General features: G+C 65.3%; 25 protein-coding genes, 1 tRNA gene, 1 other RNA gene and 1 pseudogene. 13 read left to right on the top strand and 15 right to left on the bottom strand.

Translation table 11 applies throughout. The features are described 5' to 3' along the window. A complete protein-coding gene (locus ACNO8X_RS12805; protein WP_418005583.1) occupies positions 1-1,449 on the top strand; it encodes a mechanosensitive ion channel domain-containing protein in 1,449 nt (482 codons plus the stop codon). A gap of 43 nt (positions 1,450-1,492) precedes the next feature. Here the strand turns inward: ACNO8X_RS12805 and ACNO8X_RS12800 are convergent, their stop codons facing one another. Further along, positions 1,493-1,966, bottom strand: coding sequence for a cupin domain-containing protein (locus ACNO8X_RS12800; protein ID WP_418005582.1), 474 nt, complete (start codon positions 1,964-1,966; stop codon positions 1,493-1,495). Between the two features lie 110 nt (positions 1,967-2,076). Beyond that, positions 2,077-2,667, bottom strand: coding sequence for a TetR/AcrR family transcriptional regulator (locus ACNO8X_RS12795; protein WP_418005581.1), 591 nt, complete (start codon positions 2,665-2,667; stop codon positions 2,077-2,079). A gap of 173 nt (positions 2,668-2,840) precedes the next feature. Between ACNO8X_RS12795 and ACNO8X_RS12790 the strand changes: the two genes are divergently transcribed. Together ACNO8X_RS12790 and ACNO8X_RS12785 are read left to right on the top strand one after the other, a co-directional pair. Further along, on the top strand, positions 2,841-3,512 hold the full coding sequence (locus tag ACNO8X_RS12790) for a TetR/AcrR family transcriptional regulator (RefSeq protein WP_418005580.1): 672 nt from the start codon (positions 2,841-2,843) through the stop codon (positions 3,510-3,512). 21 nt (positions 3,513-3,533) lie between these two features. Then, positions 3,534-4,271, top strand: a complete 738-nt coding sequence (locus tag ACNO8X_RS12785) for a TetR/AcrR family transcriptional regulator C-terminal domain-containing protein (protein WP_418005877.1) — start codon at positions 3,534-3,536, stop codon at positions 4,269-4,271. 302 nt (positions 4,272-4,573) lie between these two features. On the opposite strand, the gene ACNO8X_RS12780 is transcribed toward ACNO8X_RS12785, so the two are convergent. Next, positions 4,574-4,876: a DUF4333 domain-containing protein gene (locus ACNO8X_RS12780; protein WP_051954822.1), complete on the bottom strand. Its 303-nt coding sequence runs from the start codon at positions 4,874-4,876 to the stop codon at positions 4,574-4,576. A gap of 163 nt (positions 4,877-5,039) precedes the next feature. On the opposite strand from ACNO8X_RS12780, the gene ACNO8X_RS12775 reads away from it, so the two are divergent. Further along, positions 5,040-5,372, top strand: coding sequence for a hypothetical protein (locus ACNO8X_RS12775; RefSeq protein ID WP_418005579.1), 333 nt, complete (start codon positions 5,040-5,042; stop codon positions 5,370-5,372). 14 nt (positions 5,373-5,386) lie between these two features. Here the strand turns inward: ACNO8X_RS12775 and ACNO8X_RS12770 are convergent, their stop codons facing one another. The 5 genes and pseudogenes from ACNO8X_RS12770 to pgm all read right to left on the bottom strand — a co-directional run bounded on the left by ACNO8X_RS12770 (position 5,387) and on the right by pgm (position 11,746). Continuing rightward, positions 5,387-7,072: a patatin-like phospholipase family protein gene (locus ACNO8X_RS12770; protein WP_418005578.1), complete on the bottom strand. Its 1,686-nt coding sequence runs from the start codon at positions 7,070-7,072 to the stop codon at positions 5,387-5,389. 70 nt (positions 7,073-7,142) lie between these two features. Beyond that, complete coding sequence (locus ACNO8X_RS12765; protein ID WP_418005577.1) at positions 7,143-8,018, bottom strand: alpha/beta fold hydrolase; 876 nt, start codon at positions 8,016-8,018, stop codon at positions 7,143-7,145. A 711-nt stretch (positions 8,019-8,729) separates the two neighbouring features. Next, a tRNA-Ala gene (locus ACNO8X_RS12760) sits at positions 8,730-8,802 on the bottom strand. A gap of 60 nt (positions 8,803-8,862) precedes the next feature. Then, a pseudogene (locus ACNO8X_RS12755) lies at positions 8,863-10,115 on the bottom strand (MFS transporter); the annotation flags it as partial. Beyond that, positions 10,112-11,746, bottom strand: a complete 1,635-nt coding sequence (gene pgm, locus ACNO8X_RS12750) for a phosphoglucomutase (alpha-D-glucose-1,6-bisphosphate-dependent) (protein ID WP_418005576.1) — start codon at positions 11,744-11,746, stop codon at positions 10,112-10,114. The gene pgm and the pseudogene ACNO8X_RS12755, both read right to left, overlap by 4 nt. Before the next feature lie 70 nt (positions 11,747-11,816). Here pgm and crcB (ACNO8X_RS12745) point away from each other — a divergent pair, with 70 nt between their 5' ends. Genes crcB (ACNO8X_RS12745) through mbtN form a run of 6 tightly spaced genes read left to right on the top strand, consistent with a single transcriptional unit; the run spans position 11,817 to position 16,692 of the window. Further along, a complete protein-coding gene (gene crcB, locus ACNO8X_RS12745; protein WP_418005575.1) occupies positions 11,817-12,215 on the top strand; it encodes a fluoride efflux transporter CrcB in 399 nt (132 codons plus the stop codon). Continuing rightward, a complete protein-coding gene (gene crcB / locus ACNO8X_RS12740) occupies positions 12,212-12,577 on the top strand; it encodes a fluoride efflux transporter CrcB (protein ID WP_043394752.1) in 366 nt (121 codons plus the stop codon). The genes crcB (ACNO8X_RS12745) and crcB (ACNO8X_RS12740) overlap by 4 nt, the downstream gene beginning before the upstream one ends. Further along, positions 12,574-13,635, top strand: coding sequence for a DUF190 domain-containing protein (locus tag ACNO8X_RS12735; protein WP_418005574.1), 1,062 nt, complete (start codon positions 12,574-12,576; stop codon positions 13,633-13,635). The genes crcB (ACNO8X_RS12740) and ACNO8X_RS12735 overlap by 4 nt, the downstream gene beginning before the upstream one ends. Positions 13,636-13,682: 47 nt before the next feature. Then, the gene (locus ACNO8X_RS12730) at positions 13,683-13,946 is read left to right on the top strand and encodes an acyl carrier protein (RefSeq protein ID WP_071287115.1); all 264 of its coding nucleotides are present in this window, start codon (positions 13,683-13,685) and stop codon (positions 13,944-13,946) included. Next, positions 13,943-15,520, top strand: coding sequence for a long-chain-fatty acid--ACP ligase MbtM (gene mbtM, locus ACNO8X_RS12725; protein ID WP_418005573.1), 1,578 nt, complete (start codon positions 13,943-13,945; stop codon positions 15,518-15,520). Before ACNO8X_RS12730 ends, mbtM begins: the two co-directional genes overlap by 4 nt. Then, entirely contained in the window at positions 15,517-16,692 is a 1,176-nt protein-coding gene (gene mbtN, locus ACNO8X_RS12720) for a mycobactin biosynthesis acyl-ACP dehydrogenase MbtN (RefSeq protein WP_418005572.1), read from the top strand. The genes mbtM and mbtN overlap by 4 nt, the downstream gene beginning before the upstream one ends. On the opposite strand, the gene ACNO8X_RS12715 is transcribed toward mbtN, so the two are convergent. Both ACNO8X_RS12715 and ACNO8X_RS12710 read right to left on the bottom strand, forming a co-directional pair. Beyond that, entirely contained in the window at positions 16,682-17,374 is a 693-nt protein-coding gene (locus tag ACNO8X_RS12715) for a YceI family protein (RefSeq protein WP_418005571.1), read from the bottom strand. The two genes, mbtN and ACNO8X_RS12715, sit on opposite strands and share 11 nt — an antisense overlap. 28 nt (positions 17,375-17,402) lie before the next feature. Then, positions 17,403-18,011: a GNAT family N-acetyltransferase gene (locus ACNO8X_RS12710; protein WP_418005570.1), complete on the bottom strand. Its 609-nt coding sequence runs from the start codon at positions 18,009-18,011 to the stop codon at positions 17,403-17,405. A 240-nt stretch (positions 18,012-18,251) separates the two neighbouring features. Between ACNO8X_RS12710 and ACNO8X_RS12705 the strand changes: the two genes are divergently transcribed. Next, the gene (locus ACNO8X_RS12705) at positions 18,252-18,584 is read left to right on the top strand and encodes a hemophore-related protein (RefSeq protein ID WP_071287112.1); all 333 of its coding nucleotides are present in this window, start codon (positions 18,252-18,254) and stop codon (positions 18,582-18,584) included. A gap of 77 nt (positions 18,585-18,661) precedes the next feature. On the opposite strand, the gene ACNO8X_RS12700 is transcribed toward ACNO8X_RS12705, so the two are convergent. Then, positions 18,662-19,285 (bottom strand): TIGR03085 family metal-binding protein, encoded by a 624-nt coding sequence (locus ACNO8X_RS12700; RefSeq protein ID WP_418005569.1) that lies wholly within the window; start codon positions 19,283-19,285, stop codon positions 18,662-18,664. Between the two features lie 206 nt (positions 19,286-19,491). Here ACNO8X_RS12700 and ACNO8X_RS12695 point away from each other — a divergent pair, with 206 nt between their 5' ends. After that, positions 19,492-20,928, top strand: coding sequence for a DUF4185 domain-containing protein (locus tag ACNO8X_RS12695; protein WP_418005568.1), 1,437 nt, complete (start codon positions 19,492-19,494; stop codon positions 20,926-20,928). A gap of 237 nt (positions 20,929-21,165) precedes the next feature. Here ACNO8X_RS12695 and ACNO8X_RS12690 read toward each other — a convergent pair whose 3' ends face one another. From ACNO8X_RS12690 to ACNO8X_RS12680, 3 genes are all read right to left on the bottom strand, one after another. Continuing rightward, entirely contained in the window at positions 21,166-21,777 is a 612-nt protein-coding gene (locus tag ACNO8X_RS12690) for a hypothetical protein (protein ID WP_418005567.1), read from the bottom strand. Positions 21,778-21,832: 55 nt separating this feature from the next. Continuing rightward, entirely contained in the window at positions 21,833-22,855 is a 1,023-nt protein-coding gene (locus ACNO8X_RS12685; protein WP_418005566.1) for a linear amide C-N hydrolase, read from the bottom strand. A gap of 80 nt (positions 22,856-22,935) precedes the next feature. Beyond that, positions 22,936-23,406 (bottom strand): nuclear transport factor 2 family protein, encoded by a 471-nt coding sequence (locus ACNO8X_RS12680; protein ID WP_418005565.1) that lies wholly within the window; start codon positions 23,404-23,406, stop codon positions 22,936-22,938. 139 nt (positions 23,407-23,545) lie between these two features. Between ACNO8X_RS12680 and ACNO8X_RS12675 the strand changes: the two genes are divergently transcribed. Continuing rightward, positions 23,546-23,971 (top strand): PPOX class F420-dependent oxidoreductase, encoded by a 426-nt coding sequence (locus ACNO8X_RS12675; RefSeq protein ID WP_418005564.1) that lies wholly within the window; start codon positions 23,546-23,548, stop codon positions 23,969-23,971. 75 nt (positions 23,972-24,046) lie between these two features. Here the strand turns inward: ACNO8X_RS12675 and ssrA are convergent. Next, positions 24,047-24,419: a transfer-messenger RNA gene (gene ssrA / locus ACNO8X_RS12670) on the bottom strand. Positions 24,420-24,428 lie beyond the last annotated feature (9 nt).

Genomic DNA, 24,428 nt, shown 5'->3' with positions numbered 1-24,428 from the left:
GTGTATTCCTCCGGTGCGTCATGGTTCGTGTGGGTCGCGGCAATAGCGATCGGACTGCCGGTCGGCCTGATCGTCCTGACCGAGTGGCGCCGGTCCCTGATCCGCCGGCACAGTCCGCTGGCCGGGCCCGTCGGACTGCTGCGTACCTATGTGCTGCCGGTGATCGCTGTCCTGTTGCTGATGCTCAAGGTCGCCGTCGTGCCCGCCCGCGACGTGCCCATCCGGATCGTGGCAACGGTACTGGTTTTCCTGGTGCTGCTGCTGGTGCTGTCCGGCCTGAGCAACACCGTGTTCGCGAACGCCCCGGAGACCTCGTGGCGCAGCCGCATCCCCCGCATATTCCTCGACGTGGCCCGGATGGTGCTGATCATCCTCGGCTTGGCGGTGATCTCCCGGTACATCTGGGGCAGCAACATCAAGGGCGTCTTCACCGCGGTCGGCGTCAGCTCCGTGGTCCTCGGCCTGATGCTGCAGCACTCCGTCGGCCAGATCGTGTCCGGCCTGTTCATGTTGTTCGAGCAGCCGTTCCGGATGGGCGACTGGCTCGACACGGCCGCGGCCCGGGGCCGCGTCGTGGAGGTCAACTGGCGCGCCGTCCACATCGAGTCCGGCACCGGTATACAGATCACCCCCAACTCGGTGCTGGCCGGCACGTCGTTCACCAACCTGAGCCGGCTGGCCACCTCGCACATCACGATCACCACCACATTCGGCGCGACGGATGCGCCCGACCAGGTATGCGCGACGCTCACCCGGATCGCCGCCGCCCTGCCGAACCGTGGCGACATCGTCGAGCCCGCCACCGTGCCCATCGGCGACCACAAGTACCGCACCACCATCGGCTTGAAATCCCCCGGGGACGACGACGCGGTACAGGCTACGTTCCTGCGCTGGGCCTGGTACGCCGCGCGCCGCGACAAACTTCATCTCGACGGTGTCGGCGACGACTACTCGACCGACAAACGCGTCGAAGCGGCACTCGAATCGGTCGCGGCGCCCGCCCTCCGGCTGAACAAGGCCGACCAACAAGCGGTGGCGCCCTACGCACGCCTGATCCGGTACGGCACCGGCGAACTCATCCACACGCCCGGTGACATCCCCGCCACCGTCTCGGTGATCGTGTCCGGACACGTCCGACTGGCGGTGGCCACACCCGATGGGTCGATCGCAGGCGTCCGCACCCTCGACAAGGGTGCGCTGTTGGGAGTTGCCGCCTTCACCCACCAGGCCAACCTGGCCTACGTAAGCGCCCTGGACGAGGTCACCCTGCTACAGATCGAGCATGACGAGATCCAACGACTGCTGACCGACCGGCCGGTACTGTCTCGCGAGTTCGGCCGCCTCATCGATGAACGCCGCAGCGAGGCGCAGGCGGTGCGCATCGCGGCGAAGAAACCGAAACACGGCACCGATAGGGACGCCGCAGGCACCGCGGTTCCCGGGAATTAGGGTTTTCGGGGCCACGCCGCGGGCGCCGGGTGCTGCCGATGATTCAAACGTTGCCGATGGACGTCAGACTTGCCCCTGCTGCCTCACGTCCGAGAAGACGACGGACCACGAGCTTGGCCCGTCGTCCGTAGCGCAGCTGCACGCGCAATGACCCGGGCAGTCGTGGCGCGATCACCGCATGTTTGCGCACATGATCCTGCACCGTCCAGGTGGCCCAGGTTCCGGCTCGAAACAGGGCGGCATCGCCTGCTGCCAGATAGGTCGGGACAACGCCGTCGCCCTCCACCTCGACAGCGCCGGAGATGACGTGGACCGTTTCGTCACACAGGAAGAACCAGCGGAACGTCCCTGCCGTGCATTCCCACACATAGTTGTCGGCGATTCCGTCGGTGCCAGATGACCACCAAGCGCACCGCGCTGTGGGCGTGCCCGCAAGGATCCACTCGGGGTTGATCGGGTCGTCGGCCAGCTGGAGATCCGCCAGGCGGCAGAACTCGATCGGCATTGCTGTCGGCATGACGCAAACTTACGATGCACTCACAGGGTCTTCGCAGGAAACGCTCAAATCACCGGCCAGTTCCCGCCGCAGGACCAAGTTTTCGAATCTCCGTACCTCCACGGCACGCGTTAGCTGTCGGCTACCCCGTCGAATTTGCGGAGTTGCCGGTCGAAGTACTCGCCGATCTCGTCATGGCCGACGGACAACCCGAGTGAAGCTTCCAGCGCCACCAGCTGCGACGTCCCGACGATCAAGGAGACCACGACGATCGGGGGCAACTCGTCAGCATCGATGCCGCTCCGCGCCAGGACGGATCCGACCAACTCCGCCTGCCCTTCCAGGAACTGCTGCGCGGCACTGGCGATCTCCGGCCGAAGGTCTTTTCGATGATTGGCCAGGGTCACATATTCCACTATCAGCGCACTTTCACGGTTCTCGGTGAGAAACGCCCACAGCGCTCGCAGCGGGTTCGGCGCTAGCTGGATCCGTGACTGAGCCGTCAACCCACTCTCAATCCTGCGCCTGAATGCGGCCAAGAACAGGTCGTCCATGGTCCGGAAGTAATAATGGACCAGTTGTGGCTTCAGACCAGCCCGTTCGGCAACCCGCCGGGAGGTCACCGCTGCGTAGCCCTCATCAAGCATCAGCGCCTCGGCGGCATCCAGCAGAGCCCCGCGGTTCTTCGACTCGGGTCCAGCGATCCTTCGCTCCGATGCCATACCGTCACTGTCCGTTCTCGATCGGCGTCGCACCGATCGTCATTCTCTGTGCCCCACCGCGCGACGGCGCCAACGCCATGCCCAGATGCTAAGCAGCTGCTCGGCGCGAGCAACTAGCAGCCCGTCCTCAGGTAAAGTGCGTGCGTGTTCTCCGCCGATGACATGGGCGTGTGGTGACCAGCCCGCAAGAAGATCCGCCGTGGAAGCAACGCGCGGTCGAGCGCTCCGTCAAGACGGCGAAACTCCGGGCAGCTCAACGCATCCAACGATTCATGGACGCCGCCCAATCGATCATCGTCGAAAAGGGCAGCACGGACTTCACCGTCCAAGAGGTCGTCGACCGCTCACGTCAGTCGCTGCGGAGCTTCTACCTTCAGTTCGACGGCAAGCATGAACTCCTACTAGCCCTGCTCGAAGATGCATTGGGCCGCTCAGCCAACGAAATCCGGGCTGCAGCCGCCGCCGAAAGCGACCCTCTAGTCCGACTGAAGATCGCCATCGAGTTGCTCTTCGAACTATGCCGACCCGAGCCTGCCGCCAAGCGACCACTGCTCACCGAATTCGCTCCCCGGCTCCTAGTGACTCATCCGGCTGAGGTGAGGATCGCCCACGCACCGCTGCTTGCGTTACTCACCGATCTGATGGAAAGCGCTAGCGCTGCAGGCGAACTGCGCTCAAACGTCGATCCGCGACGCATCGCCGCGATGGCCATGCAGACGGTGATGTTCATCGCCCAGTCCAACGGGGGCACCGACGAGTCAACCGCCCGCCCCATCAGCCCCGACGAAGTCTGGGACTTCTTGGCGAACGGGTTCGCCGCGCCAAAGAAAGAAACGGATACCTAGCTTCAAGATGGGATGCCGACAGTGGCAAAGATAGCAACCACCGAAAAGCGCCCGCGGCGTGAGCGCGGTTCGATCAATCCGGACGACATCGTCAATGGTGCATTCGAGCTCGCAGAACAGGTTTCGATCGACAACCTCAGCATGCCAATGCTGGGCAAGTACCTCGACGTCGGCGTCACCAGCATCTACTGGTACTTCCGCAAGAAGGACGACCTCCTCGACGCCATGACCGACCGCGCCTTGCGCCAGTGCGTGCTCGCCGCAACGCATGTCGAATCCAAAGATTGGCGTTCGACGTTGCGCAACCATGCCCGCACGATGCGCGAGACGTTTGTGGGGAATCCGATTCTGTGCGACCTGATTCTCATTCGGTCCGCACAGAGCCCGCACATCGACCGCTCGGACCTACAGGCGGTGGAGAAGGCGATCGCGAGCTTGGTGGACGCTGGGCTATCAACGGGGAGCGCTCTTAGTGTTTATTCAGCGGTATCAGCACATGTCCGTGGATCTGCTGTGCTGCAACGTCTTCGGGACAAGACAGCTGCCAATGACAAAGCCAGAGGCCGCCAACACGAGCTCGCCATCAATCCCGAGACCACACCACTGCTCGCGCAGGCCGTTCAGGAGGGTCAGCACGTCGGCACGGCGGACGAGCAAAACTTCGACTTCGGGCTCGAGTGCATTCTCGACCATGCCGAACGCCTGATCGAGCTTAACAGGAAGTCGGCGCCGCGAGCGCGTAAGGCGCCACGCCCCTAGCCACCCGAGGCACGCAGGCCGAGGTGTGCGTCCATCCCAATGGTTTCCAAAGTCCGGCCGTACCGTTCACGGCACCGACGTCGATCCATTAGAGAGCTCAAGGGATTCACCGTCCGTATGAGCGTTCTGAACAACCGCACCAAGCTCGTAGCGACCGCAAAACGCAACGCGGCCAACGCCCTTCGCGTCGAACTCCCCGATACATCGGGGCAACCCGTGGGCGAGGCTCGCTGAAAGTCGGGCCCCAGCGTGCTCCTCGGCTTCAAGAACTGGGGCGCAGCAGCTACAACCGCCTGAGGCGGCTAGCTGCGGCTCGTCTTGATGTCGAAGCCGACCTTCTCGCCGTCCACGCTGGTGATCTTCAAGTGCGCCTTGTACGGCCCTTCCGGACCGGTGAAGGTGCAGTCGAATTCACCGCCGACCTTGGCGTCGACGCCGGACGGGCATTTGACGTCCGTCGGGTGGAACCCGGTTTGGCTGGTCACCAAATCGGTGACCGACTGCGCGGCGCCGTCGGGCTTGATGGTGGAACCGCATGCGCTGAGCTGCAGCGTGAGCACTCCGCAGATGAGCGTCGTGCCGATGAATCCGGTGGATCGGGTCATGGCAGGAACGTAGCTACGGGCAGTTGGAATTGCATTGGAGGCCGATTCCACGCGGCCGCCCACACGCGATTCGCGAAAAGTGTCCCGTTCCGGTCCGGCGGCCGCTCCTACCCATAGGCGGGCCTCACGGTGAGGCCCCACCTGGAAATGGGAGATGACAGTCATGAACCGCACCCACAACACCAAGACAAACCGGATCATCGCAGCGATCGGGGTCGCGGCGGCACCTGCCCTGATGCTCATCACGTCGAGCTGGACGGCCGCGCCTGCCTTCGCAGTCTGCAATGAGGGAACGCCGAACTGCCAGCAGGTCGATTCCGGGCACCAGAGGGCTCTCGACCAAATCAACGGCGCTTTGCTGAGCGGACAATGCGCAGGACCGGACGGCTTCTGCGACGACAGCATCCCGGGCAGCGACGTCACGCCCCAGCAAGGCGCTCCGAAGACCAAGACGGGCGTAGTCCACACTCCGGGCGCGACCAGCATCCGGAAGTAGACGGATTCAGCGCGCTACTGAGACCGGCGGATCCGTTCCCCAACAGCGGCAACCCGACGGCGCACCCGTGTAACCCGCGGGACGTACTCGGCGGCCCGTCGGGCTCCGTCCAGAATCGTGGTCATCGACTGCAACGGTGCGGAGATGCGCGTCGGGGTGCGGTCGACCTGCGGCGGCTGATCTCCTTGCCACCACACCGGCTCGGTCAGCCGCTGCACGAACGGCACCGAGCTCTCGACCGACGCGTTGCCCCACTCGATCGCGCGATCGATGGCTTCCGGAGCGGCCGCCAACGTGACCGGCGAGAGCGTCGGGCTGAACCGGATGACACGATCCGCGAAGGGCGCGTTGCGCACCATCTGCAGCTGCAAGGCCTGGGTAATGGGTTGCAGCCAAAGGTGTCTCGGATTCCACTGCGGGTGGAAGCAGTCCCAGCCGATGAAGCACGCGTTGCGCGTGCCGAGGCGACCGTCTTGAATGCGCTTCCACGCCAGCTCAATTGGGACATTGCTGGCCGCTCCCCCGTCGACCAAGGCGGCGACGTCCTTCTCCACGAGCAACTGATCGAGGAGGCCCCACATGCGCGGATCACTGGACTCGTGATGCAGAATCCCCGGGATCGCCGACGAAAAGCTCGCGGCGTCAACGACATTGAAGTCGGCCGTCAGATCGTCGCCGCCCAGCACGATCGGCTTGACGACGCGGGAGTCGATGAACGCCGCGACCTGCCACAGCCGATTGACGACGCCTGGCGCGTAGCCCAGCTTGAGGTGTTCGAGCGCCCGCACCCCCATCATCATGAAGTGCGACGGATGGAACTGCCCGGGTAGGCGGTCGAACGACTGTTTCCTGACCCCGGCGACGACGGTTTCGTACGGGATCGCGAGGTCCGTCATCCGCATCGGTTCACCGTCCTCGCGGGTGAACATCTCTTTGGCGAACTCGTCGAACTGCAGTGAGAACAGTCCGTTGAGGCCGTGGCGCCGCCGGGTCCTGGCCGGAGCCAAGACTCCGCGGTAGGTGACGGTCTTCGCCCACGCGACGTAGTCCTCGATGGGCACCGGCAGCACGCGGGCCATCACACTGCCCACGATGGCGCCGAAGGAGTTGGTCAGCATGTAGGCGGGCGGCAGACCCGCCGCCAGCATGCGCTGCATCCCACCGAGATACACGTAGCCGGCGCCGCCACCACCGCCCAGGACGGCGACGTAGGTCTTGTAACCGAGCTCGGTATCGAGTTCGGCCGCCGAGAAGTCGTTGCCGTGACGTTCCAACAGCAACGACCGTTCGTACTCCACATCCTCGGCGAAGTTCGCGAGGACTGCCTTCGCCGCGTCCAACCGCTCCTGCGCCGAGGTACGGCCACGGAGCGGGTTGTACAGCGCGTCGATCACTCGGTTCCGGAAGCCGCTGATCTCGTCGCCGACCGTCACATCGCCGCGGCCGCGGGTACCGCCCGGACCGGCCGCGCCCGGTTCGAACACCGTCAGACGCGCGAAGCTCAAGAGATAGCGCAGGCGCCGGAACTGCTCGGGGCTGAGCACGTCGGGGCATTCGAGGTCGGCGCGCACCAGCGCGGCCTCCATGTGCTGCAGCGCCAGGGTGGGATTGCTGCCCGGAAGCCCAGGAGGTTCGACTTCCTCTACCAGGGCCAACTCATTGGACAGCTCGCCGAACGGTACGAGCTCGGAATTCGCCATCAGTCCATTCTTGGTCACCCGGCACGCAGCCGCGGCGGTTGGGTCGGATTGCCGGAGTTGCCCGACAACGTCAACTCCGTGGCGGCTCGGCCAGCACGTCCGAGAGCCACTTGATCACCAGTTCAGGCTGCTCGTCGATGATGAAGTGACCGCAGTTGGGTACCTCGGTGATGTTCAGATCGTCGGCATGGTCCTTGAAACCGTCCAGCAGCGACGGGTGCACCGCCACGTCGTCGAGACCGAACAGGACGCGCACCGGCATCGCGAGCTTCTGGTCGTCGTAGGGACCGCGCGCCAGCTTGGCGAACTCCTTGCCGACCATCGACCGATAGATCTTGGAGCCCGCCACGCGACGGTCCCGGTCCCGGAAGCAGCTGCGGAAGAAGTCCACCGACTCCTGCGGCATGCCACTACGGCGGATGAACCACCACAGCGTCGGTGACAGGTGCGAGAGCGGCCCGACACCAGGGGCTCCCACGACAAGTTGGTACGCCAATTTGTGGGCATGTCGGGCCACCCGGCCCGGCTCCTGCCACACCGGCGGAATGTTGAGGATCGCCAGCCGCGTGATCCGCGACGGCGCCTTCAGCGCCACCAGCTGCGCGGTCCAACCGCCCCAGTCATGGCCAACCAAGTCAAAGGAGTCGAGCCCGAGCGCGGTCGCCGCGGCCAGCACGTCGGAGGCGAACTGCTCCTTCTCATAGCCCTTCGGGGTGACCTCGCTCCAGCCGGCGCCACGCAGATCCATGGCGTGCACCCGGTAGCCGGCATCGGCCAGCGCGGGAATCACCTTGTGCCACATCCACCAGTTCTCCGGCCAGCCGTGCAACAGCACGACCGGGCTCCCACCCTCCGGTCCGGCCACGGCCACGTGAATCTTCACATCACCGGCCTGCACATATTCATGGGTCACGCCATCGAGAGTGGGCATGCTGCGCTGAGTCATTCGGGCATCTTACCGTGCGGTCAGTTCCACAGGAGGGCGCAGCTGCGAAGGTCGGGAAGTCGGTGTCGATCGATCGCTCACTACACGGCCACAGACAACGGAAGGGAGCCGAGTTTCCGGGCATGCGACCACACACAAACCGGCGCACGACAACTCATGACCAGTCTGCTGGGCAGAACATCCAGTCGAATCCACATTCGCCGGAGCACGCAGGGCAATCACAGCCTCAACGCGCCGCCCACTACGCGCATCGTCACCTGCCCGGAATGCGTTGCAGAGCAGGACATCCCGGCGTCGGTGAACAAGTACCGCTGCGGACAGTGCGACGTTATCAAGCCAGCAGTTTGAAGATCAGCCAGTTCCAGACCAGAACGGAAAGTCACGCCGGGGTTCGATTTGTGAATCTCAGGTCGCCGAGACGACCACCGAGACGAACATCTCCGTGGAGCTAAGGGGATTCGAACCCCTGACCCCCACATCCGCAGACTCCGATCAAATCAGGCAGACGCACCCGGTCAAACGCCAACCCTTGCTCAATTAGTATGCGTTTCGTACCCCAAAGAAGTACGTTTCGCATACTCAAGAGGTGAGCGTCGGCCAGCAGCGTAGTCGATCGACCCAGACTCAGCGTTGGGGTGAAATGCCTTGACTTCGACCTTGCCCGCAAACGAGAAAACCCGCTCTGACCGAAGTCAGAGCGGGTTTTACTTGTGGAGCTAAGGGGATTCGAACCCCTGACCCCCACACTGCCAGTGTGGTGCGCTACCAACTGCGCCATAGCCCCTTAAGTGGTGCCTGATGAAGCTACACCACCGGCCCCATGGTGAACAAAACGGCTGGTCAGAGGGACCCCTCCACCGGCTCGTGACCCAGTGGACAGATCGGGGTTTCCTCGTCGTCACCAGAATGACGCGTCTCCGGAGCCAGCCACCAGCCCACCGCGGCCGCCAGCAGGATCACCCCGCCCACGCCGAACGCCGCGGTGAAGGACACGTGCTGGGCGATCTGCCCCGCGACCAGCGAGCCGACGATCGTGCCGAGGTCGGACATCATCTGGAAGGTCGCCACGGCGGTGCCGCCCCGGGCCTGGTTGCCGATGATGTCCGCGACGGCCGCCTGCTGCGGCGAGATGAAGATGCCGCTCGCCGCGCCGGTCACGAACGCGATCGCCAGGAACACCGGCAACGACGTGGTCCAACCCAGCAGCACTGTCGAGACGGACGACACCGCCAGCCCGACGATCAGCAGCTTGCGCCGGCCCACCCGATCGGACAGGTGCCCGCTGGGAATCACGGCACACACATTGCCGACCGCGAACATCGCCAGCACCAGACCGGCCATGCCCGCGCTGCGGTGCAGCACGTCGACCACGAACAGCGGAACCAGCGCCACCCGCAAGCCCAGCGCGGCCCATCCGGCCGCCAGGTTCGACAGCAGTGCGGCTTGATAGGCGCGGTTTCGCAGCACCGTCCGCACCGACACCGTCGGCCCGGTTTCCTCTTCCGGAGCGGCCAGTGTCGAGTTCCGCAGGCTGACGAACACCACGGCCGCGGCAACCATCAGCGCCAGGCCGTAGATGCCGAACGGCACGGCCAGGCCCAGCCCGGCAGTCACGCTGCCCAGCACCGGGCCGGCGACGCCACCGATCATGAAGGCGCTGGAGAACAGGCCGGCCACCCGGCCGCGCGCATCGAACGGCGACAGCCGGATCATCAGCGCCAGGGACGACACCGTGAACATGGTCGACCCGGCGCCGCCGAGGGATCGGAACAGCAGCAGCTGCCAGTAGGTCTGAGCGAAAGCGCAGGCCAGCGTCGACAACGCGACGATCAGCAGCCCGGTCAGATACACCCGCCGCTCACCGAGTTTCTGCACCAGCAGGCCGCTGGGCGGCGCGAAGATCAGGCGCATCGCGGCGAACGCGGTGATGACGAACGTCGCCGCGCTGATGCTGACACCGAAGTTGCGGGCGTACGCCGGCAGCACCGGAGCCACGACGCCATAGCCGAGTGCGATGACGACGTTGGCGCCGGCCAGGACCCAGATCTCGGTGGGAAGCCGAGTCGGGCGACGACCGTCTTCGGTGACAGCGTTCACCCGATAACTGTATTCACCACGTCCCTCGCAGCGGCCTGGACCTGCGCCAGATGTTCTGGACCCTTGAACGACTCGGCGTAAATCTTGTAGACGTCCTCGGTGCCCGACGGCCTCGCGGCGAACCACGCGTTCTCGGTGGTCACCTTCAGACCACCGAGCGGCGCGCCATTACCCGGCGCCGCGGTGAGCTTCGCGACGATCGGTTCGCCCGCCAACTCGGTCGCGGAGACCTGCTCGGCCGACAGCTTCGACAACCGGGCCTTCTGTTCGCGATTGGCCGGCGCATCGATGCGGGCATAGGTCGGGGCACCGTACTTTTCGGTCAGCTCGGCGTAGCGCTGCGACGGCGAGACCCCGGTGACCGCGAGGATCTCCGAGGCCAACAGCGCCAGGATGATGCCGTCCTTGTCGGTGGTCCAGACGGTCCCGTCCGTCCGCAGGAACGACGCCCCCGCGCTCTCCTCGCCACCGAATCCGATTGTGCCGCCGAGCAATCCGTCGACGAACCATTTGAACCCGACCGGAACCTCGATGAGCTTTCGTCCCAGCCCGGCCACCACCCGGTCGATGATCGATGAGCTGACCGCCGTCTTGCCGACCGCGGTGGAGCCCGGCCACCCCGCGCGATGGGTGTACAGGTAGTCGATCGCGACGGCGAGGTAATGATTCGGGTTGAGCAGCCCGCCGTCGGGTGTGACGATGCCGTGCCGGTCGGAGTCCGCGTCGTTGCCGGTGGCGATCTGGTAGCGGTCCCGGTTCGCGATCAGCGAGGCCATGGCATTCGGCGAACTGCAGTCCATCCGGATCTTGCCGTCGGTATCGAGTGTCATGAACCGCCAGGTCGCGTCGACCAGCGGGTTGACCACGGTCAGGTCGAGTTGGTGCCGTTCCGCGATGGCGGCCCAGTAGTCGACGCTGGCACCGCCGAGCGGGTCCGCTCCGATGCGTACCCCTTCGGCCCGAATGGCGTGCAGATCAACGACATTCGGCAGATCCTCGACGTAGGCATTCAGATAGTCGTGCCGCTCCGTCGAGCCCAACGCGCGCGCCAGCGGGATCCGCTTCACGTCGCGCAGCCCGTCACGCAGAATCTCGTTGGCGCGCTTGGCAATCACGCTCGTCGCATCGGTGTCGGCCGGACCGCCGTTGGGCGGGTTGTACTTGAATCCCCCGTCGCGCGGCGGGTTGTGCGACGGGGTGACGACGATTCCGTCGGCGAGATCGCCTTCGCGGCCGCGGTTGAAGGTCAGGATCGCGTGACTGACCGCCGGGGTGGGTGTGTAGCGGTCGGCGGCGTCGATCATCGCGACGACCTCGTTGCCGGCCAGCACCTCCAGTGCCGTGACCCAGGCCGGCTCGGACAACGCGTGGGTGTCGCGGCCGATGAACAGCGGTCCGGTGGTGCCCTGCGCGGCGCGGTACTCGACGATCGCCTGCGTGGTGGCCAGGATGTGCGGCTCATTGAACGCCGCGTCGAGGCTGGACCCCCGGTGGCCCGAGGTGCCGAAGACCACCTGCTGGTCGACGTTCTCGGGGTCCGGCGCCACTGTGTAGTAGGCGGTGACCACGTGGGCCACGTCGATCAGGTCATCTGGTTGGGCCGGTTGGCCGGCGCGCGGGTTGGCCGTCATGGGCTCGATTCTGCTACCCGCACTCCCCCGGTGTCGCCCGGTCGACGGTCGGTCACGATACTTTTGCTTCATGTTCGGCCACGACAACCGAGAATTGGCCGCCGTGTTCGTCGGTGGCGCGATCGGTACCGTCGCGCGCGCCGTCCTTGCGGTCTACGGGGCACCCCATCCCAACCAGTGGCCGTGGCCCACCTTCGCGGTCAACATCATCGGCGCTTTCTTGCTCGGGTACTTCACCACGCGCCTGCTGGAGCGGCTGCCGGTGTCGAGCTACCAGCGCCCACTGCTCGGCACGGGCATCTGCGGCGGCCTGACCACGTTCAGCACCATGCAGGTCGAGACGGTGCGGATGCTCGAGCACGGCGCCTACGGGCTGGCCGCCGGCTACACGGTCGCCAGCATCGTCGCGGGCGTGGCCGCGGTGTACCTGGCGACCGTCCTGGTGCGGCGGGTAAGGGTGCGGGCATGACGGCGGTGGTGTGGGCCGGCGTCGCGCTCATCGGCGGCGTGGGCGCGGTGACCCGTTTCCTGGTCGACCGGGCCGTCTCGAAACGCAAGAGCAGCAGCTTCCCGTACGGCACCTTCGTGGTGAACCTCAGCGGCGCCTGGCTGCTCGGCTTCTTCGGCGGACTGGCGCTCAGCCCCAATGTCGCACTGCTGGCCGGTACGGCGTTCGTCGGCGCGTATACGACGTTCTCGACGTGGATGCTGGAAACCCAGCGGCTCGGCGAAGAACGGCAGGTCTGGTTCGCACTGGCCAATATCGTGGCGAGTGTGGTGCTCGGTCTGGCTGCCGCGGCGCTGGGACTATGGATGGGCGGCCTGCTGTGAGCGATTCCGCGGACTACCTGAAACTCACGACGTATTTCGGTGAGCGGCAACGTCATCAGGGCCGGTTCCTGGCCGAGGAGCTGCTCGACCTCTACGGCGCCGAGAACGTCGCCACCAGCGTGGTGCTGCGCGGCATCGCCGGATTCGGGCCACGGCACCAGCTGCGCACCGACCAGACCCTGAGCCAGTCCGAGGACCTGCCGGTGGCCATCGCCGCGGTCGACACCGCCGACAAGATCGCGGGGCTGGCCGAGCGGACCGTAGAGCTGACGACCCGAGGACTGGTCACGCTCGAACGCGCCCGGCTGGTCACCGCCACGAATGCCGGCGGGCATACGAAGCTCACCGTCTACGTCGGACGCCAGCACCGGATCAATGGCCGGCCGGCTCACGTCGCGGTGTGCGATCTGCTCCACCGCAGCGGATTCGCCTGTGCCTCGGTCTTTCTCGGGGTCGACGGCACGGTCCGCGGCCACCGCGAGCGGGCCCGATTCCTGAACCGGAACACGGACGTGCCCGTCATGATCATCGCGATCGGCGACGGTGACCGCGCTGCCGCGGTCGTGCCCGACCTGGAGCGCCTCCTACCCGACCCGTTGGTGACGGTGGAGCGGGCCGAGCTCTGCAAGCAGGCGGGAACGCTACTGACCCGCCCCGGCGCGCTCCCCGCCCACGATGCCGATGGATCGCCGTTGTGGCAGAAGCTCATGGTGTACACCACCGAGGACACGCTGCACGGCGGCGAGCCGGTACACCGCGAGATCGTGCGCCGCTTGCGTGCCATCGAGGCCACCCGCGGCGTCACCGTCCTGCGCGGCATCTGGGGCTTCCATGACGGACGAACGCCGCATGGTGACCGGCTGTTTCAGCTCGGCCGCCAGGTTCCCGTCACGACCATCGTGGTCGACACTCCCGAAAACATCGCTACCGCTTTCGATCTCATCGATGAGGTGACGTCCGACCATGGAGTGGTCACCTGCGAGCGGGTGCCGGCGCTGGTTTCCGTCGACAACGGATACCGGGACGGCGGTACCAGTCTGGGACACTTTCTCACCTAGAAGGTAAGCCTAGCCTAAACAGCTTCGGTCGACTACGGTCCCTCGGCATGGAGTCAACAACTGAATCGGTCAGCGCTGGCTTGGCCAAGATCATGCAGGACGACATGGGCGTGGACATCAAGCGCGTCACCCGTGAATCACGGCTCATCAACGATGTCGGTCTGGACTCGGTGGCTTTCGCCGTGGGCATGGTCGCAATCGAAGACCACTTCGGCGTCGCGCTGTCCGAAGAAGACCTGCTCGGCAGTGAGACCGTCGGCGACCTCGAAGACGCGATCGCCGCGAAACTTCCTACCGCCCAACGCTCATGAGCACATCGAGCCTCGCGTCCGACCTGTCGCAGGCGATGACCCAGTCCGGTTGCGACCTGGTGACCCTCGATCCGAAATCTGGTGACTGGCGGCGGCATCCCTGGCAGGAAGTGCACGCCCGCGCAGAGAACGTCGCCGTACACGTCGATGGCCAAACACGAGTGGGCCTGGTCGGCGAACCCACGGTGGAATTCCTGGCAGGCATCTACGGCGCCATCTTCGCCGGCGCCGCCGTATCCATCCTGCCCGGACCAGTTCGCGGGGCCGACACCCAAGCCTGGGCCGATGCCACCCTGACCAGGTTCGCCGGTATCGGCATCGACACGGTGCTCAGCCACGGCAAGCATCTCGACCTGTTGCGCACCGGCGCCACCGGCACGCAGCTGCACGACGTCAATGTCGTTGCACACGAACAGCGTTCGACCACATTCATCCCCTCCCAGAGCGCCGACATCGGCATCTTGCAGGGCACCGCGGGATCGACCGGCACCCCCCGCACCGCCCAGATCCCGGCAAACGCGGCGTTGGCGAACCTGCGGGGCCTGGTCGCGCGGATCGGCGTCACCGACGCAGATCGTGGACAGTCGTGGCTGCCGATCTACCACGACATGGGCCTGGCGTTCATGCTCACCGTGACGCTCGGCGGCGGCGAACTGTGGCAGGCACCCACCACCGCATTCTCGGCGTCGCCGTTCAACTGGCTCAAATGGTTGACCGAGAGCAAGGCAACCATGACCGCGGCCCCGAACATGGCCTACGGACTGCTCGGCAAGTACGCCCGCCTGGTCAGCGATGTCGACTTGGGCGCACTGAGATTCGCGCTCAACGGCGGCGAACCCGTCGACTGTGACAGCACCAATCGGTTCGCCACCGAGATGTCCAGGTTCGGGTTCGATGCGAACGCCCTCTGCCCGTCGTACGGACTGGCCGAATCAACCTGCGCGGTAACCGTTCCCGCCCCAGGCGGCGGACTACGCTGCGACGATGTCACGGTGACCGTCGACGGCAGCACCGCTGTGCGCAGGTACGCGATACTCGGCCGGCCGATCGACGGCATGGAAGTCCGCATCGCCCCCACGGATGTGCCCCACGAGCTCACGGGACGTGATGTCGGCGAAGTCCAGGTACGTGGCACCTCGATGATGGCGGGCTATCTCGGCCTGGACCCGATCGACCCCGAAAATTGGTTTACCACTGGCGATCTCGGATACTTCACCGATGACGGCCTGGTGGTGTGCGGTCGACTCAAGGAACTCATCACCGTCGCGGGGCGGAACATCTTCCCGACGGAGATCGAGCAGGTGGCCGCACGCGCCGACGGAGTGCGCGAGGGCGCCGTCGTGGCGGTGGGCACCAACGACACCGGCGCCCGACAGGGTTTGGTGATCGCCGCGGAGTTCAAGGGCGACGACGAATCGACCGCCCGAAGCCAAGTGGTGTCGCTCGTAGCCTCCGAGTGCGGCATCGTCCCGGCCGACGTGGTGTTCCTCAAACCGGGCTCACTGCCACGGACCTCCTCGGGGAAGCTCCGACGCCTCGAGGTCAGACGCACGCTGGAAACGGCGGGCTCATGACCACATTCGAGCCGTGCACCACCGAGAGCTATCGAGAGCTGCTCGGCGAGGTCTTCGACGAGCGGGTCCGTGACTGGACCGCGGAAGCCGAAGAATCCGAACGATTTCCGCGCAAGCTCATCGAATACCTGGGCCGGTCCGAGGTTTTCGCCGCCAAGTGGGGCGACCGCCAGCATCCGGATGTGGCCAAGGTGTTCGCGCTCGCCGAGCAATTGGGCAAGCTCGGGTCCGCGGGAATCGGCGTGGGAGTGAGCCTGCACGACTCGGCCATCGCAATCCTGCGCCGATTCGGCAAATCCGACTACCTGCGCGATATCACCGAGCAGGCCATCCGTGGCGACGCCGTGTTGTGCATCGGCGCGTCGGAAGAGTCCGGCGGCTCGGATCTGCAGATCGTCGAGACCGAAGTCGTCTCCGCGCGTGGAGGTTTCGAGGTCCGCGGCAGCAAGAAGTTCGTGTCGCTGTCGCCCATCGCCGATCACATTATGGTGGTCGCCCGCAGCGTCGACCACGATCCGGGCAGCCGCCACGGCAGCGTGGTGGTTGTTGCCGTGCCGACCGCCCAGGTCGATGTCCAGACCCCCTACCGCAAGGTGGGTGCCGGCCCGCTCGACACCGCGGCAGTCCACATCGACACGTGGGTGCCCGCGGAAGCGTTGGTGGCGCGGGCGGGCACCGGTCTGGCGGCCATCTCCTGGGGCTTGGCGCAGGAGCGGCTGTCGATCGCCGGTCAGATCGAGGCCAACTGCCGCAGGATCATCGGAATCACGTTGGCCCGCATGATGAAACGGCGTCAGTTCGGCCATACCTTGTACGAACATCAGGCCCTGCGGATGCGGCTGGCCGACCTGCAGGCTCGGGTCGATCTGTTGCGCTACGGATTGGTGGGACTTGCCGCGCAGGGACGCATGGACTTGCGCGCGGCCGCGGCCATCAAGGTCACCGCGGCACGACTCGGCGTCGAGGTCGTTGACGAGTGCATGCACATCTTCGGCGGTGCCGGATATCTGGTGGACGAGACACCCTTGGGTCGGTGGTGGCGCGACATGAAACTCGCGCGGGTCGGCGGCGGCACCGACGAGGTGCTCTGGGAACTGGTGGCCGCGGGCATGCGACCCGACTACGAGGGCTACGACGCGGTGGTTACGTCACCAGCCGGGTTCATCGCTTGACGAGGTTCACCAGGAATTCGATGGTGACGATCGGATCGACGGCGAGCAGTCCCGCCGGCGGCGCCGGCGGGATGATGCCGTAATCGGCGAAGGTGACCGGGATTTGCCCGACGGCAACAACCCCGCTACCCGACCGCTGCACTTCCAGCCGCACAGCCACCTGCCGGGCGACGCCCTTGAGCGTGAGTTGCGCCGACACCTCCTGAGTCGTGGGCGTGCCGTCCCCGGCGATGGACGACAGGTTCACCGGATCGAGCACAGCGAGCTTTGCCGTCGGAAACCGGGCGGCGTCCATCACGTCGGTACTGCGGAACTTGTCATCGCGGCCGCGGTGCGGTGACTGTATCGTCCCGACGTCGACGACGAAGCTCGCCGCCTGCAAGGTGCCGCCCGCGACGGTGGCGTCGCCCCGCACCGCATTGGTCCGCCCGGTGACGGTCACGGTCTCCCACAACAGTTGTTGTCTGGCTCGGTAACCGGCTTGGGAGCGGTTGGCCTCGTCGTCGGGACCCGCGGCCACGACCCACTTGCCGTCGAGGTTTGTGGTGGCCGGACGAAGCGTCGACGGCAGAGTCAGGACCGGAGCCGGCAGGCCTTCCATCTGGGTTCGGTAGAACCACGGTCCGGCGCACACCCCCACGACGGCGAGCACTGTCAGCGCCAGCAGAAGCCTTTTTGCCACTCCCCCTATATACAGGGCGGGTCGGACGTCAGACGGATGGGCGCGCCAGCGCGTACAGCGCCATCCTGCGGTTCGCCATGTCGTGTTCACCGAGAAATTCGCAACCGGCATGCTCGCACAGCCGTCGCGCGCCGGAGTTGCGGTGGTCGGGATCGAACATCACCCGACGGCACGACGGCACCAAGTCGAACAGACTCGCCAACACCTGAGGCAACAACATCGGCGCCAGGCCCCGATTCACAAAACGCTCATCCGCGATCGCGGCGTGCAGTCCCAAGTCATGGGGATCGGCGTCGTATCGAGGAGCGATGGAATCCTTGGCAGCCCAGTACAGCTCGAGGTAGCCCATGGCTTTGTCCTGGTAGCTCACCAGCAACGGCCGCGAGTACTCACCGTCGAGCTGTGCCTGAAGGTGCCGCCGCCACCAATGCGGCGGTCGGTCGTACTCCCAGGCCTCGGCCAGATGGGGCCGATTCATCCATTCGGACAACAGCTCAGCGTCGGCTTCGGCGTCGACAAGACGCACTGCCCACGGAGCCGCCAGCTGCGGAACGGGTGGTGCACCCACCGCGCGCACTTCAGCGGACAGCGACGTCAACTCGCGCGGCAGCACCGGCCCCTGATCAATCTCGGTCATTTCAGCGGCGAGCCTACCGGATTCGTTTAGGTTAGGTTTGCCTACATCACCTGTGTGTTGCGCGTTGCCCGACCGAACGCCCAAGGCCGTCAATCCGGGCGCCCAGCACACCCGACAGAACGCCCCGAACGCGCGAATCAGACCCTGTAACGCTCAGCCACGGCCGATCGATAGAGCTGCTAACGTAGTCATCAATCACTTTGGTCGCATCGGTTAGCTGGTGCGGGAGGGGAATACACAATGTCTTTCACCACTCGGATGATGGTCGGCGCGGGCTCTGCACTGGTTGCCGTCATGGCCAGCGGCGCTGTCGCCACCGCTCAGCCGGACCCCACCCCGATCATGTACTCGACCTGCACCTACCCGCAGGTGATCGCCGCGCTGACCGCACTCGACCCGGGTGCTGCCGCTGAGCTGCAGGCAAACCCGATCGGCGTCGGCTACCTGCATCAGCTGATCGCCTCCGGTCCGCAGCAGCGTAAGGCGCTGATCACGCGTGCGTACAACACCCCGGGTGCCGCTGGGTACACCGACCTGGTGCTGAACGTCGCGAACACCTGCAACAACTTCTGATCCCAGAAGCCAAGACAACGCAGCTCAATCCTTCGGGATTGAGCTGCGTTGTGCTTTCTGCGAGTAGCCGCCGATAGTCAGAATCCGCGGTTCGAGCCACGGACCGCGGCGACGGCCTCGTCGGGTCCGGTGAAGGTCACTTGCGTGGGCCCACGGCCTGCCGCGAAGAGCAGCAGCTCGCCGGGTGCGCCGGCCACCGTCACCTCAGCGCCGCGGCCGGCCGCGGCCAGGCGACGGCCCTCGGGGGTCACCAGCACGATCCGTGCCGGCGCGTCCTTTATCCCCATGCGTGCCATGTTCGCCACCTGTCCGGCTAATGCGGACACCAGTCGGTCATCGAGCTCCCGCGGCTCCCAGGTCGGCCCCGCCCGGCGGACGTCCTCGTTGTGAATGAACATCTCGGCGACGTTGACGAACGGGTCGAGCAGTTTGAATGGCGAGTACAGCGGCGGACCCGCGGCAATCATGTCGACCAGCTTTTCCCAGTCGGTGGATGCGGTCACCTGCGCCTGGACGCGTTCGGTGTAGCCGGCCAGCTGCGGCACCAGAATTCCGGGCGCGGCATCGAGCCGACGTTCCCGCACCACCAGATGGGCGGCCAGATCGCGGGCAGTCCATCCTTCGCACAACGTGGGTGCATCGGGCCCATGCTCGCGCAGGGATTCGACGAGTGCGGCGCGTTCCCGCTGGGCGGCTGTCATGCGCTGAAGTCTAGGTCGGACGCTCTTGCGCCAGCATTGCGACGCGGGTCACCTTCGCCGGGCAAACGCCAGGTGAACGATCGCGACGTGGTTACAGATGAGTACCCATCCGCACACCAGGGGCCACATGAACCTCATTAATAACTATGGTCACAAAAGCCCCTCACTGGCGTCCGAGCGCCGCCCGCCATCCGAAAGGTGTGACCGTGTCGCCGCGTCCTCGCATTGCATCGATGGCTTTGACAGCCGCCGTCGTTCTCGGCGGAGCGGTCGGCATCGCGCCGCCCCGCGCAGCTGCCGATCCGTGCACCGGCCCCAACGCGGGTGTCCTGCCGCCGAACGGGGTGCCGTCGAGCGGCGTCATGCGGCCAACGTCGGGCGGCCATCGACCGAGCAATGCGATCGACAAGGCCCCGCTGCCGACTCTGGGCAAGCTGTCCCGATCACTGCTCAGCGCCTTCACCAAGGGCACCGTGCAACAGCAGGCCGGAGTGCTGCCCGGTACACCTCGGGTGCCGCAGCCGCCGGTCCAACAACGCGCGGCCCAGCCCGCTCCGGCCGCTACGCAGCCCCAACCCGCAGCAGCACCGGCACCGCCCATCGACGCAGGTACCACGTCCCTCGTCGGGTGGGTGACCGGCGACCAGAGTGCGGGCGGCGACACCCTGCAACGGTTCGGCATCTCCGGCACCGACCTCGGCATCATGTGGGACAACGGCGACCCGGTGAACAACCAGGTGCTGATGATGTTCGGTGACACGTACGGCTACTGCGCCACCCCGAACCAGCAGTGGCGCTACAACACCATGGTGCGCACCAGCGACCGCACGCTGTCGGGCGGTGTCCACATCCCACCCGGCTCGGTGACGAACCCCTATTCAGGCTCACCCGAGTGGCAGCCGAACCTGGCCAAGCAGACCATCCCCACCATCCGCTGGGCGCCCGTCGAGAAGGGCATCATCCCGACTTCCGGTGTCTCCGTGGGCAAGACGCAGTACGCCAGTTTCATGTCGATCAAGAACTGGGACAGCGCCGGCGCGTGGACGACCAATTACTCGGCGATCGCTGTATCCAACGACAACGGCCAGAACTGGGGCGTGTACCCGAGCAGCGTTCGGCCGATGGCACCGGACAGCGTGTCCCGGGTCGCCTACATGCCCGGCAACGAGAACTTCCAGCAGGGCGCATTCCTCAAAGGCAGTGACGGTTACATCTATTCGTACGGAACCCCTTCTGGCCGAATCGGATCCGCCTTCGTTTCGCGGGTGCCGCAGAACCTGTTGCCCGACATGAGCAAGTACGAGTACTGGAACAACGAGAGCCAGTCATGGGTGCCCAACAACCCCGGCGCGGCCTCACCGATCATTCCCGGCCCGGTCGGTGAGATGTCGGTGCAGTACAACACCTACCTCAAGCAGTACCTGGTGATGTACTGCAACAACCTGTCCGACGTGGTGATCCGTACCGCGCCGACGCCGCAGGGACCTTGGGGCCCAGAGCAATTGGTGGTGTCGTCGCAGCAGTTCCCCGGCGGCGTCTACGCGCCGTACCTGCATCCGTGGTCCAACGGTCGCGATCTGTACTTCACTCTGTCGCTGTGGTCGGCGTACAACGTGATGCTGCTGCACACCGTACTGCCCTGAGCCAGTTCAGGTTTGGTGATCAGTCGAGGGTGTTCCAGAACTCGGTGAGAGCCGCGGCGGCCGCACCGGGTGTACGGGTCATCGGTGGCCGGCAGAGCAAGACCAGGTTTGGCTCGCGCGTTTGCGAGGTCACGCCGGCCTCGGCCATCGCGGGTGGACGCGCCGACCGGTGACAACTCCGCGGCGGCATCCGATGTGATGGCATCAGTGCCCAAACAGCTGCCTACCTGACGGTGACTATGTTCTCGGCGGCGGGGTGGCCGCCGGGCCCAACAGGTCGGCGCTGCTGTTCGACGAGGTACGACGCCAGCGCCCGGACAGCGGCAACTCGCGCAACGACTCTCCGCCCACGGACCACCGTCGCGCCACGAAGCGGATGGCGGTCCGCACATAGCGGTTCGTCTCGGAGTACCAACGCCATTCGTACAGGCGACCGGCCTGCAGCCAGTGCGCGAGCGCTTCGGATTCGACGCCCTGCAAATACGGCCGGACCCAGGTGACCATCACCCACGTCTGTGCCGCCGTGCCGTCGGGAAGCCGGAAGGTCCACTCCAGCGGTTCGTCACCGGCGATCATGGTGTGGCGCAACGCCGGCGGGGCCGGCTCGGCGCCCTCGGGTGCACCGAACAGCTGCACTGCCACGTTGTGATAGACCGCGGGCCCGCCGACCTCGAACCGCACCGTGTAGCTATCGGCCCCGTCGCGCTCGACGGAGAACGCCGCCAATCCGCCGACCGCGACGTAGCGCGCGAACACCAACCCGCTCACGACCATGACCACTCGGCGCACCGCCAGCAGCACCGTGAACGTCGCAACGGTCAGCGCGACGACACGCCACATCAGGTCCACGTGCACAGACTGTCAGAGCGTCAGCGACACGTCATGGCAATCACCGACGTGCCACTCAATCCGCCGCCTTCGCCTTCTCCAGTTCACGCAGGAGAGATAACGACAGGAAGGTCATCGGTCCCGCGTCCATGAAGTTGCCACCGGCGTTGCCCGAGATGCCGCCCTCAACGGCGAGGTCGCTGATCAGGTCGAGCTTGAGCTGCGGGCTGCCCTCGCTGAAGTCGAGATCAGCCAGATCCACCCACACGATGTTGGGCCGTGTGGTGGATTCGTAGACATAGCGCCTGTTGGTCAGGTCCAGCACTACCTGCCAGATGGTCTGCGAGGCGTCGGGCTTGCCCGGATCCGGAATCCGGAAGGGCTGGGCGGCATTTCGGATCACCGAGAACATGCTGGCGATCGCTTCCACCTGGCTGGTCGGCGTGGGGAGCCGGCCGGCGTAGTAGGTGGCCCGCGCGAACCTGTCAGAGGCCAACGTGGAACCCGGCAAAGGCTCGGTGCCGCCGAGGCCCTCGAAGTTCTTCACCAGTTCGAGCTGCTGATCGAAGGTGGGTGAGTTCGTCATCACCCGAAAGTCCTTGCTGTGGTAGACCTTCGGCTGGCCGTCGAGGTACTCGACGATCGCCGAGTCGCCCGTGGCGTCATCGAGCGCCAGATGAATGGTGGGCGGATTGCCACCGGTGGGGTCGTCGAGTTGGACCACCTGCATGTTGGACTCACCGATCCACGCGACCGCCTCGGCGACCGTCGCGAAGTTGTCCAGGAAGTACTGCAGCCAGATCGCCTGGCTCAGCTGGGTCCGTCCGGCATCCGGTGTGCCGTAGGTGGATTCGGCCAGCCACAGCACGTGCCCGGCCAGTCCGGCCTCGTTGAGGCCGTCCACCGAAATGATGTCGAAGGCGGTGGCAATCACGCTGCCGTATTTCGAGGTCCAGGTCAGCTTGCCGGCGACCCCGTCGTCGCGGGTCACGCCTCGCGGTTGCTTCCACAAGTTGGTCATGAGGTCTCGATGGAAGTCCATGTTGCGGCCGACCAGGACCGCGTCGCCCGCGTCAGGCCAGATCACTCGTGTGCACACCGGATCAAGCCTAACTTTCCCCGCGCGACACAACCTGGGCTTGCCCCCGGCAGACTCCTAGGCGCCGAAGCGCGCGAGCACTAGGCCCAGCGGTTCGCCAGCAACTTGAAACTCGGCAGATCCTCCAACGGCACGAGCGCCTCGTAGATCCGCTGGTACCCAGTGCTGGCGATCCGCCACACACCGTCCTCATCCTTGCGATAGGTATCGGCGTAGTAGCCCGAACCGCGGATCATCGCGTGACCCGGCACGATCACGGTGTCCTCGAACACCCACGAGCCGTGCGCAGTCGTGTCGGAGTCGAGGTCAATCTCCGGGTGGCTGGCGATGTGCGTGGTGATGATTCCGTTGTCGAGGTTCGTCCGCATGAAGTCGACGACGTCCGATCGCCCGGTGTAATGCACCGGCTCACCCATCGCATGCGTGCCGTAGCGGGTCACGACATCTGCAGTGAGGCAGTCCCCGAAGGTGTCCCACTCCTTGAGGTCCAAGGACCGAAAGTACCGGTACTTGAGTCGCTGAATATCAGCGATCGCCGCCAAGTTGCTCATGACGCGAGACTAGAACACGTTTCATTTTCTGTCACGAGAATGCGGAATGCGGCTCACCACATGGTGGTATCGAAACTACGAAGCGTGTGGCACGGACGGGGTTGACCTCAACCTACGTTGAGGTTTTAGCGTGGAGTGCATGTCCTTCAAAGCACACGAAATCGAATTCATGAAGACGGCAGACCTCGGGCGACTGGCCACGATCCAGCCCGACGGCACACCGCAAGTCAGCCCAGTGGGCTTCACCTACAACGAGGAACTGGGCACAATCGACATCTCGGGCTACCACATGGCCAAGAGCCAAAAGTTCCGTAACCTCGCCAACCACGACAAGGTGGCCTTCGTCATCGACGACATCGCCTCTCGCGACCCATGGCGCGTGCGTTGCCTGGAGATACGCGGCACCGCCCAACAGGCCGTGACAGCGTCAGGACAACATGGCCCCGCAGGGGATGCCCTCGATTCCGCAATCATTCGCATCACGCCCCGTCGCATCATCAGCTTCGGCATCGACGACACCGATACCGAACCCCACCTGCTCAAAGCAGACATCCGTAACGTCTGAGCCCAAGGGCGTGTGGGACAGACCAAACGAGGCGGCCAAACGAAAAGGCCCGGCTCATTCGAGCCGGGCCTTCCCTTGTGGAGCTGCCGGGAATTGAACCCGGGTCCTACGGCATTCCCTCAAGACTTCTCCGTGCGCAGTTCGCTATGCCTCTACTTGGATCTCCCGGTCACGCGAACAAGCCGAGATGACGATCCCAGTCGCTGTTTGATGTCCCCATGGGTTCCGCGACCGAACCCGTGGGTGGTTCCCTCTAGTCGATGCCAGGGTCCGGGCCGAGGGCGTTCCCGGTCTGACAGACACGCGGTCGCTACTTAGGCAGCGAGGGCGTAGTCGCGCTGATTGGAATCGGCGCTTAATTGGTTTACAACGACGCTTACGGTGGTCAGTTGCCTGCACCGGCACGCTTCTCTTGATTCGATGCGCGAAGTCGAAACCGTTCAGCCCCTCGCACCCC

The sequence above is a fragment of the Mycobacterium sp. PDNC021 genome, assembly GCF_048282635.1.
Lineage (GTDB): Bacteria > Actinomycetota > Actinomycetes > Mycobacteriales > Mycobacteriaceae > Mycobacterium > Mycobacterium llatzerense.
This window is presented reverse-complemented; position numbering and strand designations above follow the sequence as displayed.

Bases quoted from the DNA above. Each gene is read 5' to 3' on its own strand.
- ACNO8X_RS12800 (WP_418005582.1), bottom strand. From the start codon at position 1,966: ATGCCGACAGCAATGCCGATCGAGTTCTGCCGCCTGGCGGATCTCCAG.
- ACNO8X_RS12795 (WP_418005581.1), bottom strand. From the start codon at position 2,667: ATGGCATCGGAGCGAAGGATCGCTGGACCCGAGTCGAAGAACCGCGGG.
- ACNO8X_RS12780 (WP_051954822.1), bottom strand. From the start codon at position 4,876: ATGACCCGATCCACCGGATTCATCGGCACGACGCTCATCTGCGGAGTG.
- ACNO8X_RS12775 (WP_418005579.1), top strand. From the start codon at position 5,040: ATGAACCGCACCCACAACACCAAGACAAACCGGATCATCGCAGCGATC.
- ACNO8X_RS12770 (WP_418005578.1), bottom strand. From the start codon at position 7,072: ATGGCGAATTCCGAGCTCGTACCGTTCGGCGAGCTGTCCAATGAGTTG.
- ACNO8X_RS12765 (WP_418005577.1), bottom strand. From the start codon at position 8,018: ATGACTCAGCGCAGCATGCCCACTCTCGATGGCGTGACCCATGAATAT.
- pgm (WP_418005576.1), bottom strand. From the start codon at position 11,746: ATGACGGCCAACCCGCGCGCCGGCCAACCGGCCCAACCAGATGACCTG.
- crcB (WP_418005575.1), top strand. From the start codon at position 11,817: ATGTTCGGCCACGACAACCGAGAATTGGCCGCCGTGTTCGTCGGTGGC.
- crcB (WP_043394752.1), top strand. From the start codon at position 12,212: ATGACGGCGGTGGTGTGGGCCGGCGTCGCGCTCATCGGCGGCGTGGGC.
- ACNO8X_RS12730 (WP_071287115.1), top strand. From the start codon at position 13,683: ATGGAGTCAACAACTGAATCGGTCAGCGCTGGCTTGGCCAAGATCATG.
- mbtM (WP_418005573.1), top strand. From the start codon at position 13,943: ATGAGCACATCGAGCCTCGCGTCCGACCTGTCGCAGGCGATGACCCAG.
- mbtN (WP_418005572.1), top strand. From the start codon at position 15,517: ATGACCACATTCGAGCCGTGCACCACCGAGAGCTATCGAGAGCTGCTC.
- ACNO8X_RS12710 (WP_418005570.1), bottom strand. From the start codon at position 18,011: ATGACCGAGATTGATCAGGGGCCGGTGCTGCCGCGCGAGTTGACGTCG.
- ACNO8X_RS12705 (WP_071287112.1), top strand. From the start codon at position 18,252: ATGTCTTTCACCACTCGGATGATGGTCGGCGCGGGCTCTGCACTGGTT.
- ACNO8X_RS12700 (WP_418005569.1), bottom strand. From the start codon at position 19,285: ATGACAGCCGCCCAGCGGGAACGCGCCGCACTCGTCGAATCCCTGCGC.
- ACNO8X_RS12680 (WP_418005565.1), bottom strand. From the start codon at position 23,406: ATGAGCAACTTGGCGGCGATCGCTGATATTCAGCGACTCAAGTACCGG.
- ACNO8X_RS12675 (WP_418005564.1), top strand. From the start codon at position 23,546: ATGTCCTTCAAAGCACACGAAATCGAATTCATGAAGACGGCAGACCTC.